At 38.6% G+C, this 15165-nt stretch carries 14 protein-coding genes; 6 read left to right on the top strand and 8 right to left on the bottom strand.

From position 1 onward, the window contains the following. Positions 1-440: 440 nt before the first annotated feature. The 5 genes from Q0794_RS01525 to Q0794_RS01505 form a co-directional block, all read right to left on the bottom strand. Positions 441-1526, bottom strand: coding sequence for a methyl-accepting chemotaxis protein (locus Q0794_RS01525; RefSeq protein ID WP_298939658.1), 1086 nt, complete (start codon positions 1524-1526; stop codon positions 441-443). 71 nt (positions 1527-1597) lie between these two features. Beyond that, complete coding sequence (locus Q0794_RS01520) at positions 1598-2989, bottom strand: APC family permease (RefSeq protein ID WP_298939656.1); 1392 nt, start codon at positions 2987-2989, stop codon at positions 1598-1600. A gap of 38 nt (positions 2990-3027) precedes the next feature. After that, positions 3028-4320, bottom strand: coding sequence for an FAD-binding oxidoreductase (locus Q0794_RS01515; protein WP_298939654.1), 1293 nt, complete (start codon positions 4318-4320; stop codon positions 3028-3030). Positions 4321-4355: 35 nt separating this feature from the next. Then, the gene (locus Q0794_RS01510) at positions 4356-4778 is read right to left on the bottom strand and encodes a RidA family protein (RefSeq protein ID WP_298939652.1); all 423 of its coding nucleotides are present in this window, start codon (positions 4776-4778) and stop codon (positions 4356-4358) included. Positions 4779-4884: 106 nt separating this feature from the next. Beyond that, the gene (locus Q0794_RS01505; RefSeq protein WP_298939650.1) at positions 4885-6024 is read right to left on the bottom strand and encodes a tyramine oxidase subunit B; all 1140 of its coding nucleotides are present in this window, start codon (positions 6022-6024) and stop codon (positions 4885-4887) included. 309 nt (positions 6025-6333) lie between these two features. Between Q0794_RS01505 and Q0794_RS01500 the strand changes: the two genes are divergently transcribed. Further along, a complete protein-coding gene (locus tag Q0794_RS01500; RefSeq protein ID WP_298939648.1) occupies positions 6334-7167 on the top strand; it encodes a helix-turn-helix domain-containing protein in 834 nt (277 codons plus the stop codon). A gap of 445 nt (positions 7168-7612) precedes the next feature. On the opposite strand, the gene Q0794_RS01495 is transcribed toward Q0794_RS01500, so the two are convergent. Beyond that, positions 7613-8503: an EamA family transporter gene (locus tag Q0794_RS01495; protein ID WP_298939647.1), complete on the bottom strand. Its 891-nt coding sequence runs from the start codon at positions 8501-8503 to the stop codon at positions 7613-7615. 493 nt (positions 8504-8996) lie between these two features. Here Q0794_RS01495 and Q0794_RS01490 point away from each other — a divergent pair, with 493 nt between their 5' ends. From Q0794_RS01490 to Q0794_RS01470, 5 genes are all read left to right on the top strand, one after another. After that, on the top strand, positions 8997-9755 hold the full coding sequence (locus tag Q0794_RS01490) for a siderophore ferric iron reductase (RefSeq protein ID WP_298939646.1): 759 nt from the start codon (positions 8997-8999) through the stop codon (positions 9753-9755). Positions 9756-9780: 25 nt separating this feature from the next. Then, complete coding sequence (locus tag Q0794_RS01485; RefSeq protein WP_298939645.1) at positions 9781-10644, top strand: ABC transporter ATP-binding protein; 864 nt, start codon at positions 9781-9783, stop codon at positions 10642-10644. Continuing rightward, complete coding sequence (locus tag Q0794_RS01480) at positions 10641-11639, top strand: iron ABC transporter permease (protein WP_298939643.1); 999 nt, start codon at positions 10641-10643, stop codon at positions 11637-11639. The genes Q0794_RS01485 and Q0794_RS01480 overlap by 4 nt, the downstream gene beginning before the upstream one ends. Continuing rightward, the gene (locus Q0794_RS01475; protein ID WP_298939642.1) at positions 11639-12673 is read left to right on the top strand and encodes an iron ABC transporter permease; all 1035 of its coding nucleotides are present in this window, start codon (positions 11639-11641) and stop codon (positions 12671-12673) included. Before Q0794_RS01480 ends, Q0794_RS01475 begins: the two co-directional genes overlap by 1 nt. Before the next feature lie 74 nt (positions 12674-12747). Further along, on the top strand, positions 12748-13674 hold the full coding sequence (locus Q0794_RS01470) for an ABC transporter substrate-binding protein (protein WP_298939641.1): 927 nt from the start codon (positions 12748-12750) through the stop codon (positions 13672-13674). 24 nt (positions 13675-13698) lie between these two features. On the opposite strand, the gene Q0794_RS01465 is transcribed toward Q0794_RS01470, so the two are convergent. After that, complete coding sequence (locus Q0794_RS01465) at positions 13699-14232, bottom strand: YgjV family protein (protein WP_298939640.1); 534 nt, start codon at positions 14230-14232, stop codon at positions 13699-13701. A gap of 77 nt (positions 14233-14309) precedes the next feature. Then, positions 14310-15071 (bottom strand): 2-dehydro-3-deoxy-D-gluconate 5-dehydrogenase KduD, encoded by a 762-nt coding sequence (gene kduD / locus Q0794_RS01460; protein WP_298939639.1) that lies wholly within the window; start codon positions 15069-15071, stop codon positions 14310-14312. Positions 15072-15165: the final 94 nt, after the last annotated feature.

Raw genomic sequence — 15165 nt, 5'->3', positions numbered from 1 at the left:
CTGTACACAAGTTGTGTCATTTTAGGGCTTGGTGAGTTGTTTAAAGCAACATATAACATGGCGATTAAACCTAATATTTAAGGTATAGGAAAGAAAGGTGTGCGGTATGGTCGAGGGTGATTTGGCATGCGTCTACGTAATACCATCACATTGATATGCGCTACGCTATAAGCTAATAAAAAACGGGTTGTTGCAGCAATAATTAACACAATTAAAGAATCTATACCTAATGATAGGAAAGGGATTGTCGTTAGTACAGCGATCTTCAGGATACCTACCCAAGGTGCGTTGTGCTTATTGGTTACTTTAAGTTGAGGGAAAGGTTGAAATGTTGATAAATAAAAGCCGCAATCCTAGTTCATTAGGTTTGCGGTTTTTTCATCTTAAGACACTACTATTTTTATTATAATATTGGGAAAGCGAAGGTAATATTTTCGTTGTTAATTAATATGTTTAAATAAAAAGTTCTGGAGTTCTTGTAAATAATGATGAATTTCTTCTAAACATCTTGCAGTTTTAACTTCTAATGCGGCTAGTTTTTCTAAATCATGATTCGTTACTTGTGTGATCTCTTTACCGAGTTCATTTAATTTCTCTAATTGATTACCAATTTCTACAAAGGATACATGTGAACGAAAATCAAATTCATTATCTGTTCCTTGGTAATACCAATCACCAAAATTTGTTTCCTTTACTTCTATAAAAGGGTCAACCTCAGTATTCTGTATCTTATTGATAAGATAGTTTGATTTCCATTGGTTAAGCTCAAGTAATGATGTCGCCGAATGCGCAAAAGCCATCGACTTATAACCAGCTTCAACCAACTCACCTGTTTTCTGAACCGTATTTTCAAATGATTCACCTAATAACTCACAGGATTTACTAGCGGCTAATGTTGAATGGTACAGACTTTCTATTTGTTGACTAACGGTTGTAGTTGATTCATCAATGCGGAGAACTAACTCAGAAATTTGTACACTGGAATCCCTTGATTTGGTCGCTAAGGCTCTAACTTCATCAGCGACTACTGCAAAACCGCGACCATGTTCACCAGCTCGAGCGGCTTCGATGGCAGCGTTAAGCGCTAACAAATTAGTTTGTCCTGAAATTTTTTGGATTGTGTCGGTAAAGCCTTTGATTTCATTGGCAATATCTTTTAAACCAATAACATCTTTTAAACTTAAGTCTGTTTGAGAAGCGATACTTGAAAGTTCTATAATAAGCTGTTTAATCTCATTTTTATTGTTTTCAATATCTACATTATTGCCTTCAGACTCTGTCATAGGATCAAATAATAACGCTGATATTTTGTTTATTAATGAGAGGGTATTATTAAGAGTGCTTTGCTGTGGAGATAAAAAACGAAGATCAATCATATCGTGTTTTTGTGTCTCTAAATTTAATTTTTTTTGAAGCTTGAGATCCGACTTTAAAACCTCAATTTCCTCTTCAAGAGTCAAGTTTTTCGTTTTAATTTCGGTTAATGCATTCTCTAATTTTTGGATTTTCTTTTTGCCAAATAACATTTTTTTTCCTCTTATAACCCAATCAAGAAAAATCTTCCCTGACAAATCAAGGAGGATTTTTGATGGATTAATTAATCCATATCTGGTTCAAAGAGATTACGTTTCATATAAAATTTAACCCATAAAGCACCGATGATACTAATGGTTAATAATATGCCTCCAGCAATACTGAAAATCATTGTTGTCATTTCAGGTGCTGGTGAATTATTAATAATGACATATACCATAGCGATGATACCGATCACTTGTGGTAGTGGATAAAAAGGCGAACGGTAAGGACGTGAATGATCTGGTAAACGTTTACGTAAAACCATGACATCAACGTGAGCAGTAATATAAGCCAATAAGTAGCTTGTAGTTGCAGCAATAACTAACACGATTAAAGAATCGATAGTCAACGTTAGAAATGGAATTAACGGTAAGATTGCCATCATAAGAATACCAACCCAAGGTGTATTAAAACGGTTTAATTGTTTTAATTGAGGGAAAGCTTGTTTTTGCTCTGCCATACCTTGAAGCATTCTTGGTAATGCAGCTAAAATAGTATTAATTGTGCTACATGTTGCAGCAAGAGCCATAACCGTTGCAATTAATAAACCAGCATCACCAAATACTGCATTCGCATAATCTAAATAAGGTAAAGGTGAGCCTAGTAATGTTTCTGTGTCTAAAAACACACTTGCGCCAAGTATGAAAGCTAAAAATATACCAAAAATGGCAAATAGTGAAAGATGCATCGCTCTTGGAATATTCTTGATTGGATCTTTTACCTCGTTAATCATTGGACAGATATACTCAACACCAACAAATAACCACATTGCTAAGGCAATCAAACCAATAAAGCTGCCATCCATCACGCCGCCAAAACTCCAATCTACTGGAGTGCCCACAAACTCATGAGTAGGGGTTGAAACCATTCCAACAAGACCAAGTAGAATTAATGCAATCACTAATATGAAAGCAATTACATTTTGCACTTTAGCAAAAACATCTGCTCCTACAAGGTTTGTGATAGCTAAAATTACTAAAATCAAAATAGGTACAGATTTTTCCGGAAACATGCCTGGTAGTAATTCACCGATCATGGCATCGACTAAGAAAAGCTCAACAGGTATTGCCAAAATAGCAACGGCTACATAACCAGCAAAAACAGAAACAATAGCTGGAAAATGACCAATTGCCTTTTGTGTGTAGGTCGCTAAGGTTCCTTGTTGGGGAAACATTAATGATAATTCAGCAAAGCTCATCGCGTTGAATTGCGCTAAAATAAGTGCAACAACCATGGCGGCAATAAAGGCCATTCCTCCAATTCCTAAACCTTGTAATGCTGAAATCATTGCGCCTTGTACGATAACTAGACCGATACAAATCGCCATCATAGTGAGTAAACCTATTTTTTTCATTTTACTAGTGGCCGGTTTCGCAGCCATATTAACGTTATCTGAATCTGTTATAGCGATCATGTTTCTGTTCCTCTTTTGAGTAAAACGTTTTTATGATGTTAAAGTCGGTCGAAGCGATAAGGGCTTGGATCGACAAGTGGAGGGGTATTACAAACAATATCTGCTGCTAACTGACCAGCCGCGGGTCCAGTACCAAAACCATGTCCTGAGAACCCTGTTGCAATAGTTAAACCTGGAATAGCTTTGATACGGTCAATAACTGGATTTGAATCGGGTGTGACATCGATAATGCCAGCCCACTCTTCTTCTATTTCTGCTTTATTAAAAATTGGCCAGGCAGCACTTAAATTAGAGAGCGCTTCTTGATTGATAGCTGATGAAGGCTCAGGATCGTTGGTGCGTACTTCTTCAAAAGGAGAGCGTCTATCGCTTTTCCAACGACGGCCTAATGAAAGATCTTTAAAGAATTCTCGACCTAAAGCTGGACGTAAGAAGCGATGTTGAGTACGAAGTTGTTCGAAATAACGCCAACCAATTAAGAGATGATCCAACGTCAGTGGCGCATCTAATGCTGAACGTTGTGTGATAATAAAACCGCCATCTTGATGTTTTCTGAATGAGAAATCAGGTCCACCTACCGCAATATCAGTTGGTCCTTCCATCGGTTTAGTACGAAGAACAGAACATTTAAGTGGCAGTGTCGGTAATGAAACTCCCAAGTTACTTAAAAAGCGTCTCGACCAAGCACCACCTGCCAGTAACACTTGATCACAACGTATCTCGCCTTGTTCAGTCACCACGCCACACACCTTTCCACCGGATGTTGACAGAGTACGTACAGCGCAATTTTGTAACATGATTGCGCCTTTCTCTATGGCTGCTTTAGCAATATTCGTTGCTGCAATAGACGGTTCAGCACGACCATCGGAAGGGGTATAAATCCCGCCTTTCCAATCGCCTTTACCGCCAGGTGCTGTTTCATCAATTTCTTGAGTGCTCATCATTTTTGAATCTAAATCAAGCCCACTCACTGATTTCAACCATCCTTCATGCATGGCGACTTGTTCTTCTGTTTTGGCTAAAAAGATAATACCAGCCTGTTTGTAACCAACACTTTGACCAATACGCTCTGGCATTTCAGCCCACAGGCGATCTGCAGCCATTGCGAGTGGAACATCCTGAGCATGTCGACTTGTTTTGCGGATCCAACCTAAATTACGTGAAGACTGCTCTCCAGCAATATGACCTTTTTCTAGTAGCACAACTTTAATATTACGTTCAGCTAATGTCAGTGCAGCTGTTACGCCTATAATGCCACCACCAATAATGACAACTGTTGTTTCTTCAGGAAGTTGGTCAGTTGTATTGACTGCATCAAGTGTTTTTGTCATGAGTTTGTTCCTTGCTCGTTGTAAGCATTTCTATTTTAAATAGTGATTTCTTGAATATCTGCTGTTGCTGCTCCGCGATAAGCAGTCACTTCTAATTCCATTTTGTAGACGGTTGAACCTAACGGGGGACAAGTGACTGTCGTAGCAGGATTAATGCCTTTAAATTTTTCACCGATTAATTGCATAACAGCATGAACATCTTCAGGATCTTGAATAAATACACGAGAAAAAACCACATCAGCTAAACTTGAATCAACTGCAGCTAACGCAGCTTCAATATTGCTAAAGACTTGTTCTGTTTGTTCTAAAGCATCTTCAGGTATCACTTTGGTTTCAGGATTTCGTCCTGCTGTATTTGAAACGTAAATCCAGTTATCAACAGCAACTAAACGAGAATAACTGCCTATCTCCTCAAATTTTGAACCTGTTTTTACTTTTACTATTTGAGTTTTTGTCATGTGAATTTTCCGTATTAAAGTTTTTATTAAAATGTCGTATTAAAGCAAAGTCTGCGTGAATGACCTTGATCGGTATTCACGCCTTTATAATCCCTATTGATAGCGACTAGCTAAGCTCAGGCGTTTCCCAAAGATTGAGTTTTACACCAATATCCTGTTTTACTGCGTTATGATAGATTTTGGTTGCCCAAGCGACATCTTCAGTAGGTAAACCTCCTACCGATAACACAATAATTTCTTGATCATTTTTACGACCAGGGGTAGTGCCGGTGACGATAGAGCCTAGATCTTCAAGTTGATCTTTGGTCATTAAACCTTCGTCTATCATGTCCATGAAACGACAGCCAATAATTGGGATGTACATGTGGGCAGGTTTTGGTACTTCTTCATGCCAAGCTTCATAAAGACCAATGTTATCCATCACTTTTCGAACATCATTATCTTCTAAGTCTCGATCTAATCGGCAGTAAGCAGGCATAGAAATGAAAGCGCCTGGTTTGACCCATTCTCGTTTTATTTCTGGATATGAAGAGATATCGCCGGTCTCTCCTGAATTACAATAAGTCACGATATCCGCATCTCGAACAACGTCTTCAAGGGTATCGACAACTTGTACATTGGTAATTTGTGGGAAACTCTCTTTAACCCAACTAAGAAAACTATCGAGACTTTTTTGACCTCGCCCTTTCACTTTAAGCGTGTCGATTTGTGGACATACAGCCATGAAGGCAGCAATTGATGTTTTACCCATAACGCCAGGGCCTAATAGACCGACCACTTTTGAGTCTTTACGCGCTAAATGACGAGCACCCACCCCAGGGACAGCGCCAGTGCGATAGGCAGAAAGTAAGTTTGCAGACATGTGTGCTAACGGAGCACCCGTGTCAATGTCGTTAAGTGTGAACATTAAGATTGAACGCGGTAGCCCTTTTTCTCGGTTAGCAATATTAGAGCCGTACCATTTCACACCACAGGTTTGGTAATCACCACCGAGGTAAGCCGGCATTGCCATTAAACGACGGTCTGGAGTGTGACGAGGCATCGTCGCTATTTCTGGATTTTCAGGGAAAGTTACCATCGCGCCATGAGAATCGTTATTGGCGCCTGCCATACGATAATCACCTTTGTAAAGTAATGCGAACATCTCTTCCATCGCATCAACACAACCTGGCATATCTTTAACGCCCGCTTTGATCATGTCTGGTTCTGAAAGATATATAAAATCGATTTGAGTATTGTCTGACATAACATCACCTTAATTTTTTGAAATAGGATTACTTACAACATTTTATTTTTATGTCTGCTTCATTACTTTAATGACATCCAATGACAGGTTCCTGTTATTGGATTAGCACTGTTCAGCAGCAAGTGATTTTTATCCTAGACCTCTAAAAATTTTCCGTATTGAACTTTTACGACACAGTTTTTTATGGTGTGAATAATTACAAAGATATTAATAAGTATTAAATTTATTGGCATTAGGTTTGCAGAATTGGCATTAGGTTTGCAGACAGGAAGATATCTCTTAGGCATTTTTTATAAATGGAATTTATACATGTCAACCAATTCGCTTGTTAGTCATCTCGCTCGAATTCGCTCTAAGCAACCTTGGTTAGTGATGAATGCGGCGGAGAAATTTTCGATATCCGGGTCTAATCACAAATCGATTTCTCATTTCTATAGTTTTCAACCGAAAGCGTCCGTAGAACAGACTTTTGCGATCCCAGATGGTTGTGTCGATATACTCTTTGATTGTAATGGTAGTAACCCTAATGCAGCGGTTTTTGGTACACCGATGGAAGCAATAACCATTGAATTAAATAAGGATCATCGATATTTTGGCGCTAGATTCGTATCTGGCGTGATGCCCGATTTTTTAGATTTATCTGCCGCTGAATTAATAGGACGTCATTACGATCTGTTAGATGTTGTTCCTCAAGCAAATCAACTACTTGATGGAATAGTAAATAGTACCGATTTCTCTCAACAAGTCGCTGTTTTTGGACGATTTATTGAAGCGCAAAATGAACGCAAACCGTCAATGTTAACTGCGCAAGTCTTACGTAATATTTATGATAGTGAGGGAACGGTTCGTATTAATGAATTAGAAGAGAAAACGGGATACAGTGCACGTACTTTACAGCGCCAATTTGGGGCTGATATGGGCATGTCTCCCAAAGCTTTTTGCCGCATTATTCGTTGTCAGTCCGCTGTTTACGGGCTTAATCATCGAGAAAAAGTCACTTTTTCTGACTTAGCTTGTGATTTAGGTTTTAGCGACCAATCACATTTTTTGAGAGAGTTTAAAAAGCTGGTTCATGCCACCCCATTGGATTACTTAAACCGAGTAAAACATCAAAATTACTTAGAAAGCATCCAATATTTATGATCTATAAAAGTGCAGTGATTATATTTTGTGCACTAAGGCTGTGCTTACCTTGTGTTTTCATCTCACCATTTATAGACGCTTTTTATAAGACTGTTAAACCGTTTTAGATTAAATAACCTCAGTTCCGGATAAGAAAAGCGATACAACACCACTATTTGAGCAAATTTCTTCGTTAAATTATTTCCCAATAACCAATTATTGCTTCAACAATTTTCCTTGAACTACGCACAACTAGCAGTATTGTATAATAATTTTTTATAACTATATGATTTCAAATAACCTTTCGCTTCCGTTAACCAGAATTGAGGTTAAATAAAAATAAATATCAGCTTAAATAAATCCTAAATTTATTCGTGCTAAGCAATTTATTCAAGCATAAACGATAACGCGATGAAATAACCTTAGTGTTTCTCTTCTTTATCCTTTAGCTTTTAACTTTTAACTTTTAACTTTTAACTGCAGTCTCACTATTATTCACCACTAATAAAGCGGCTAGTTTACGCTTCTCAACATACTGACCTAATGAAGCGCCACCAATAATTAAGATTAAAGTAACAAGATGAACTGGTTTTAAGGTAACTTCAGGAATAAAGACTGCCATCCAAATAACTGACAATAAAGGGGCTAAATAAGCCAGCGCGCCAATCACGCGTGTATCGCCATGGCGAATAGCATAATCCCAAGTATAAAAGCTTAGCCCCATTGGCCCAAGCCCTAACAAACCAATCACTAATAAGTCGCTAGTTGAGGGGATCACTGCTTGAATGTCTGCTGTTAATACATAACTGGTTAACGCTAAAATACCCGAGAATAAACAAAACCCAGCCACCGCTGACATTGGCATTTTAGTATAACGACGATTAGATAATGTATAAAAAGCCCATAATAATGCAGCAATAAAGGCTTCACCATAACCAAACAGGTCAGTAACATTAAAGGCAATCGGCTCTTGAGCAAGCGTTAGTAATACTCCACCAAATCCTAAAATCGCGCCAATAACATGACCGAAGTTAAGACGAGATTGACTAAATAGTGGCGTCCCCAACACAATAAATAGAGGCCACAGGTATTGAATCATATTAACGCTCATCGCCGGAGAACGTGAAAAAGCATCAAACAATAAAAAATGATAGCCAAACATACCGATGACCGCACTTAACCAAACTTTCCACGGTAATTTCCATTCACGCCAATATTTCAAACCAGGAATTGAGGCGAAAATCAGCACTAACCCCACTGAAAGTAATGAAGGAATGTGCGTAATAGTCACGGTTAATACCGCTAAAGAAGACCACATTAAAATGGTTAATAATGCACTGATGTAAGCTCTATTCATGTCGTCTCCAATAATTATTTTTTATTATTTCCGTATAACTAGCCAACTGAGATTAATAAACGACTGTATTTCGTTTGAGTTAAGATCAAATAAGCTATTGATGGAATAAATTTTTAAGCGAGACTATCATGCGAAGCTTATGCAAAAAAGCAATATCATAACGACCTTTCTAATTTAATGAATATTCACTTTAAGACATATTTTACAGCCCTCTTTTTAACTAAAAAATATTTAAGACTCTCCATCAATAACAACGATTTTATAGCTAATACTTTTTTATAACGATGGTCGCCTATTCAATCGGCTACCCGTTATTGGTTCAGCGCTATTCTGCGTTTTTATTGCAATAGAAATACAGGTCATATAATATCTTTCCTTACTAATTATCGATAATGATTATCAATGATAAACACTAATAACAATCATTACTTATTCCTTGGGCAGACTCCTCGAGATAAAACCCAATAGTAGGTAATCTAAGTAGGCTTCTTTAATGACTATGTATCATTCCACATTACAACATGATGCACTTACCCCAATGTTTGATTTATGCAGACATGTTATTTCTTATTTAGATGGAAAACTTGAAGATCCTCTTGCGGCAACACAACACAATCAGTTACCAGAAAAACAGAATATCGATTGGCTTATCGGCAACCAACAAGACAAACTAACTATCCAAGCGTTAATCGATGATTTAGAAAAAAGTAATCCAGATGCAGGTCAGTCATACTTTAAAGCACGAACTTGGCACCTGCTTTGTTGGCAACCTATTTATATTGCTTTTATTAGTATCTATGGCTTAAAACAACTCCCTGATTTTACTCGTTTTAAGCAACAACGTCAGCACAACGCCATTGTCGGTTTTACATTCCACAGTGATAAAATAGCCAGTGGACAGGCTGAACAGTTAATCCCATTAGCAGCCTCTCAATTAGCACCTTTGCTTGAACATTACCGCACTCAATTGGATTCATTACAACGATGTCGACCAGGTTATTCAGGTCGTTTTATTGCGGATTTAATATTAGGTAATTTACTTAAAGTGAAAAACCTAGTCCCTGACTTTAGTGATCAAGATGTATTAACACATGCTCAACTATGGATTAAAGCGATGGGGTTGCCCGAGAAATTGCTTAAATCTTTAACAATAAAAGATGGACAAACAATCGACTTCGTACGAACAAGCTGCTGCCTCGCTTATAAAGTGAATAGTAAGCTTTGCTCAACCTGCCCTAAAGCACATAAATAACAGCCATTATAAGACACCTCTAATCATGACAACAAAACCAAACATAAACACTTCGGCTATTAGCTTACGCACCAATAACCTTGTGGTAGGTTATTCAGCACCGATTGTTAAAGGGGTCGATCTTAATATTGAGCAGGGAAAAATAAGCATATTAATCGGCTCAAATGGTTGTGGTAAATCAACATTATTAAAATGTTTAGCACGCGTATTACCCCCACTTGATGGCGAAGTCTTACTGGGTAATAAAAGTATTCATTCGCTACCTGCCAAACAAGTTGCAAAAAGAATGGCCTTATTACCACAAGGACCGATCGCGCCAGAAGGTTTGTCGGTAAAAGAATTAGTGTCGCAAGGACGTTATCCACACCAAAGCTTTTTAAAGCAATGGAGCATCGAAGATGAAGATGCGGTAACACTGGCAATGCAACAAGCTAATGTGAAAGCCTTAGCGGATCGCGCTATTGCCGATTTATCAGGCGGTCAAAGACAACGTTGCTGGATTGCAATGGTACTTGCTCAACAAACGGATATTATTTTGTTAGATGAACCAACCACCTACCTCGATTTAAAAGTACAAGTCGATTTGCTTGATCTGTTAAGTGAGATGGCACATCAACACAATAGAACGTTAGTGATTGTGTTACATGAATTGAACCTAGCAGCGGCTTATGCCGACCATCTCATTATGATGAAAGAAGGTAAAATTTATGCGCAAGGAACACCAGAAAAAATATTTAATGCTGATAATTTAAAAGCGGTATTTGGTCTTTCTTCAAAGGTTATTAAAGAGGCCGAATCTGACTCACTGATTTGCGTTCCTATCCAAAAGATAAAACAAACACAAAAAGCAAAACCAGCATTAAATGCAACGAATAAGGTTGAGCTATGAACCGTCAACAATGGTTAAGCTCTACTGGCATAATAGTGATGCTTGTATTACTGATATTAGCCTTGATATGGCATTTATCGATTGGTACCAAAACCATTTCACTGATAGACATAACACACTCTTTTTATGCGTTTGATGAAGACAATTTTAACCACTTAGTGATCCAAGAGTTGCGCCTGCCTCGTGCCATTATTGCGATATGTGTTGGTGCGTGTTTAGCGGTTTCTGGCGCGTTAATGCAAGGAGTGACTCGTAATCCTTTAGCTGATCCTGGCTTATTAGGCATGTTAACAGGTGGCGCGCTAGCGGTAGTTTATTGGTCAACTTTTGTTCATGCTGAATCATTAGTTTGGTTACCGCTCGTTGCCGCTATTGGTGCATTAATCAGTGCGGTGATTGTTTGGGGTATTGCTTCCAGAGCTCCGGGTGGTACCACGCCTCTTAACCTGATTCTATCTGGTTCGGCATTTACTGCTTTTTCTGCGGCGTTATTAGCAATCCATCATTTACTTGACGAACAAACCTTTCAAGAAATGCGTACCTGGTTAGTGGGCTCTTTATTAGCCAGTGATATTAACGTTTTATATTGGTGTATTCCTTGGATTATTATTGGATTAGGCGGTGCGATTGCCCTTGCTCCAAGCATCACGGCGTTATCAATGGGTGAAGAAGTTGCAACGGGATTAGGCATTAATATTCGTCGTCGTAAATGGCAACTATTAGCTTGTGTCGTGATATTAACATCGGTTGCAGTGGCGCTAGCAGGTCCATTAGGTTTTATTGGTTTAGTGATTCCGCATGTTGTGCGTTTTTGGGTAGGTGCAGATTATCGTTGGATAGTGCCTTATTGCATTCTACTTGGCGCTATTTATCTATTATTTATCGATACATTGGCTCGATGGATTATTCAACCTCAAGAAGTCGCAACAGGTCTTATTACCATCCTGATCGGCGCACCACTTTTTATATGGCTAGTTAAAATGAGGGTACGTTAATGCAGTTAACCATACGCTTATTTGAACAACGGTTCTCGATGCGCTTTATTAAAAGCGCACTTTTATATTCAGTCATTTTGTCACTGGTTTTATTAGCCGTGATGGCGCTGGCAACCAGCACTGGCAGTTATTCAGTATCATTACATGACAGCTTTTTTAGCTTATTAAAGCAAGACCAGTGGCTTAACGATCCGCAAGCTTCACTTATTATTTGGGAGTTTCGTTTACCTAGAAGTTTAGTGGCTGCATTAAGTGGTGCTTTATTTGGGTTATCCGGTGCGCTATTGCAAAATATGACGCGTAACCCTCTCTCAGATCCAAGCCTAGTGGGTATTAGCCAAGGGGCGGCCTTAGCGGTAGTGGTACTCACAATACTATTTCCAGCCTATATCGATAATTATCGAGAAATATCAGCCTTTGTAGGCGCCGTATTGATCGCAGTGATCATCCAATTATTGCGAGGTAAAGGTCACCCTCTTAAATTCATTCTACTAGGGATTGGTGTTGCCGCTTTTATCAGTGCGATTATTTCTACTTTACTGACATATGGCAATCTACAATCTGCGATGACTGCATTATCGTGGCTTGCTGGGAGCACTCATGCAACCGGGTGGCATGATGTAAAAACTCTATTGATTGCCTTTATTGTCTTTATTTGCCTTTCCGTTTATCAAGCAAGAACCATGTCAGGGATAAGCTTAGGTGATGAAGTTGCGATTGGTCTAGGGATTAACCTAAAAAGCGTGATGTATTTACAACTCACTATATCAGTCGGTGCCGCCGCGATTGCAACAGCCGTTGTTGGTCCGCTTGGCTTTATTGGATTATTAGCACCGCATCTTGCACGTAAAATAACTCGCAGTGGACCTGCAAATCACTTGTTATTAACCGCATTGGTTGGGGCCATTTTAGTATTAGCAGCCGATATTCTTGGTAAAATACTATTTGCCCCAACTCAATTAGCAGCAGGATTAGTAACATCATTAATTGGTGCGCCATTGTTTGCTTATCTATTAATTAGAAAGCCATCATAAAGCAGCGATTCACATAGATTGTTATAAAGCGGTATTAAAAAAGCAGTAAAGAAATCATAAAATAAGGAATAAATATGAAATGGATAATTGGTTTATTAAGTCTTTGGGTTAGCGTCAGTGCGATCGCTTTTCCGATTGAATTAGCACATAAATACGGCACGCTAACCATTGATAAAAAACCGCTGCGTATCGTTTCCGTAGGGCATGTAGACCATGATGATATTTTATCTTTTGGTGTAAAACCCTTAGCAATCCGTGATTGGTATGGCAGTCAGTCTTATGGGGTTTGGCCTTGGGCACAAGCGCAATTAGGCGATGCTAAACCGATATTACTCAAACCTAGAATCTTAGATTACGAAGCAATAGCGGCTTTAAAGCCCGACCTCATTATTGGTGTTTCTTCAGCAATGAATGAAAAGGAATATCAAAAGCTAAATGCTATTGCACCAACGCTTGCGCCACCAGCAAAATATGAAGATTGGACAATTCCATGGTATGTTCGCCATTTAATTATTGGTAAAGCGTTAGGTTTTTCAGCATTGGCAGAGCAACATGTCACCTCTTTACAAGCACAATTAGCAAAGACAAAAGCACAACATCCAGAATTCCATAATAAAACAGCAGCCGTTGCTTTTTATTACAATAAACAACCCGGGGCTTATGCGACTAAAGACCTACGCTCGCAATTTTTAATCGACCTTGGTTTTATTATTCCAAAGGAAATTGATCAAATAGCTGGCGATGCTTTTTATGCCTCGTTTAGCGAAGAGCGATTGGATATTTTAAACAATGATGTGGTGGTTTGGCTCGCTTCAAAAGAAACGATTGAGAGTGCGAGTACTGCTGTATTTAGAAAGCGTATGCCCTTCTACAAAAATAAAAAAGAATACTTCACGGGCGACCTTGTTGGCGGCGCATTTTCATTCTTCAGTTACCTCTCGATACAATATCTATTAGATGAAATGGTACCTGAGTTAGCAGTAATAACCGCTAAGGAATAAGCTTCAAAAAGCGACATTAACTAATTAAAGCTCAACCGCCTTTTCTTTGAGTTCAACAGCGAGGCGGTTATCACGCAATAGTCGAACGATGGTGGTGACATTAACGGTAATCAAGGTTGCCTCTAATAATACACCACCTATTGAACCAACCAGTATATTGTTGATTAACCAGCACATCGCACCTAATACAAATACAATACGCATTGGGATACCTTTTAATACAAACACGGCATAAGTCCCTAAACTCATTCCTAATACAGCCCAAAGATCCCAAATGCTATCCGCTAAATAAAAGCCACTACACAAGCCTAAAAGAATGAATAAAATCGCTACTTTGGTAGACGAAATATAAATAGAGGTTGTGGTTCTTATCGCAGAGAGTAAAGCACTTAATGCTGAGACGATAGAGCCTAATAATATGAAATGAACCATGTGGTTTAGGCTAAACACCACCATGATAATCTTTAACTTCTTATCGTCTTTTTGATAGAAGGTATAAATACCTAAAGCAAAACTTAAAAAGCCCAGTATTTGAGCAACAACTTGCTGATCTATCATCTGATTATCTTATATTGGTTGTATCATTAGAATGCTGGAAATAAATCGTACTAATTGTATCAATCGTATTAATACAGCTAACGCGCTAACCAACCGCCATCAACGGCAATCGTATAACCATTAATATAATTAGCTGCATCAGACGCTAAAAATACGCAAGGTCCTGCAATATCGCTAGGTAACCCCCAACGTTGCGCAGGAATACGCGCTAATATTGCCGCATTACGATCTTCATCTTCTCTCAATGCTGTTGTATTGTTTGTTTCCATGTAACCTGGTGCAATGGCATTAACATTGATATTAAACTTAGCCCATTCATTTGCCATTGCGCGGGTAATGCCCATTAAGGCACTTTTTGATGCAGTATAAGATGACACTCGAATCCCGCCTTGGAAAGAAAGCATTGAAGCAATATTAATAATTTTTCCACCATTACCTTGCTTGATAAATTGCTTTGCTACCGCTTGCGACATGAAAAAAGCTGTTTTGCTATTAATATTCATCACGTCGTCCCAATTTTTCTCAGAAAAATCAAGCGCGTCTTCACGGCGGATAATACCTGCGTTATTCACTAAAATATCAATACGACCAAATGCGTCGATAGTTTGCTGAATGATCCCAGGAATATCATCTTGCTTAAGTAAGTCAGCGCGATAATCAATAAACGAGTGACCACCAGCATGCATTTTTTCAGCAGTTTCTGTGGCTGGCGAACGATTAACACCGACGACTTTACAACCAGCTTCAGCCAAGCCAAGCGCCATCGCTTGTCCTAAGCCAGTATTACAACCAGTGACAATGGCGACTTTCTCTTTCAAATGAAACGAATCTAAAATCATATTAAGTCCTCGTTCAGAATGCATAAATATAAAAATCAATATACACAAAAAAGCAAACACCATCAATTACAATTGAAACGCCGTTTCATTAAGT

The organism is uncultured Psychromonas sp. (genome assembly GCF_947489755.1).
Lineage (GTDB): Bacteria > Pseudomonadota > Gammaproteobacteria > Enterobacterales > Psychromonadaceae > Psychromonas.
The sequence above is the reverse complement of the archived record's forward strand: the minus strand, read 5'-3'. Positions and strand labels throughout refer to the sequence as shown.

What these genes read in the sequence shown, in the direction of transcription:
- Q0794_RS01495 (WP_298939647.1), bottom strand. Translation starts at nt 8,503, where the DNA reads ATGAATAGAGCTTACATCAGTGCATTATTAACCATTTTAATGTGGTCT.
- Q0794_RS01465 (WP_298939640.1), bottom strand. Translation starts at nt 14,232, where the DNA reads ATGATAGATCAGCAAGTTGTTGCTCAAATACTGGGCTTTTTAAGTTTT.
- Q0794_RS01525 (WP_298939658.1), bottom strand. Translation starts at nt 1,526, where the DNA reads ATGTTATTTGGCAAAAAGAAAATCCAAAAATTAGAGAATGCATTAACC.
- Q0794_RS01480 (WP_298939643.1), top strand. Translation starts at nt 10,641, where the DNA reads ATGAACCGTCAACAATGGTTAAGCTCTACTGGCATAATAGTGATGCTT.
- Q0794_RS01515 (WP_298939654.1), bottom strand. Translation starts at nt 4,320, where the DNA reads ATGACAAAAACACTTGATGCAGTCAATACAACTGACCAACTTCCTGAA.
- Q0794_RS01520 (WP_298939656.1), bottom strand. Translation starts at nt 2,989, where the DNA reads ATGATCGCTATAACAGATTCAGATAACGTTAATATGGCTGCGAAACCG.
- Q0794_RS01485 (WP_298939645.1), top strand. Translation starts at nt 9,781, where the DNA reads ATGACAACAAAACCAAACATAAACACTTCGGCTATTAGCTTACGCACC.
- Q0794_RS01505 (WP_298939650.1), bottom strand. Translation starts at nt 6,024, where the DNA reads ATGTCAGACAATACTCAAATCGATTTTATATATCTTTCAGAACCAGAC.
- Q0794_RS01475 (WP_298939642.1), top strand. Translation starts at nt 11,639, where the DNA reads ATGCAGTTAACCATACGCTTATTTGAACAACGGTTCTCGATGCGCTTT.
- kduD (WP_298939639.1), bottom strand. Translation starts at nt 15,071, where the DNA reads ATGATTTTAGATTCGTTTCATTTGAAAGAGAAAGTCGCCATTGTCACT.
- Q0794_RS01490 (WP_298939646.1), top strand. Translation starts at nt 8,997, where the DNA reads ATGACTATGTATCATTCCACATTACAACATGATGCACTTACCCCAATG.
- Q0794_RS01500 (WP_298939648.1), top strand. Translation starts at nt 6,334, where the DNA reads ATGTCAACCAATTCGCTTGTTAGTCATCTCGCTCGAATTCGCTCTAAG.
- Q0794_RS01470 (WP_298939641.1), top strand. Translation starts at nt 12,748, where the DNA reads ATGAAATGGATAATTGGTTTATTAAGTCTTTGGGTTAGCGTCAGTGCG.
- Q0794_RS01510 (WP_298939652.1), bottom strand. Translation starts at nt 4,778, where the DNA reads ATGACAAAAACTCAAATAGTAAAAGTAAAAACAGGTTCAAAATTTGAG.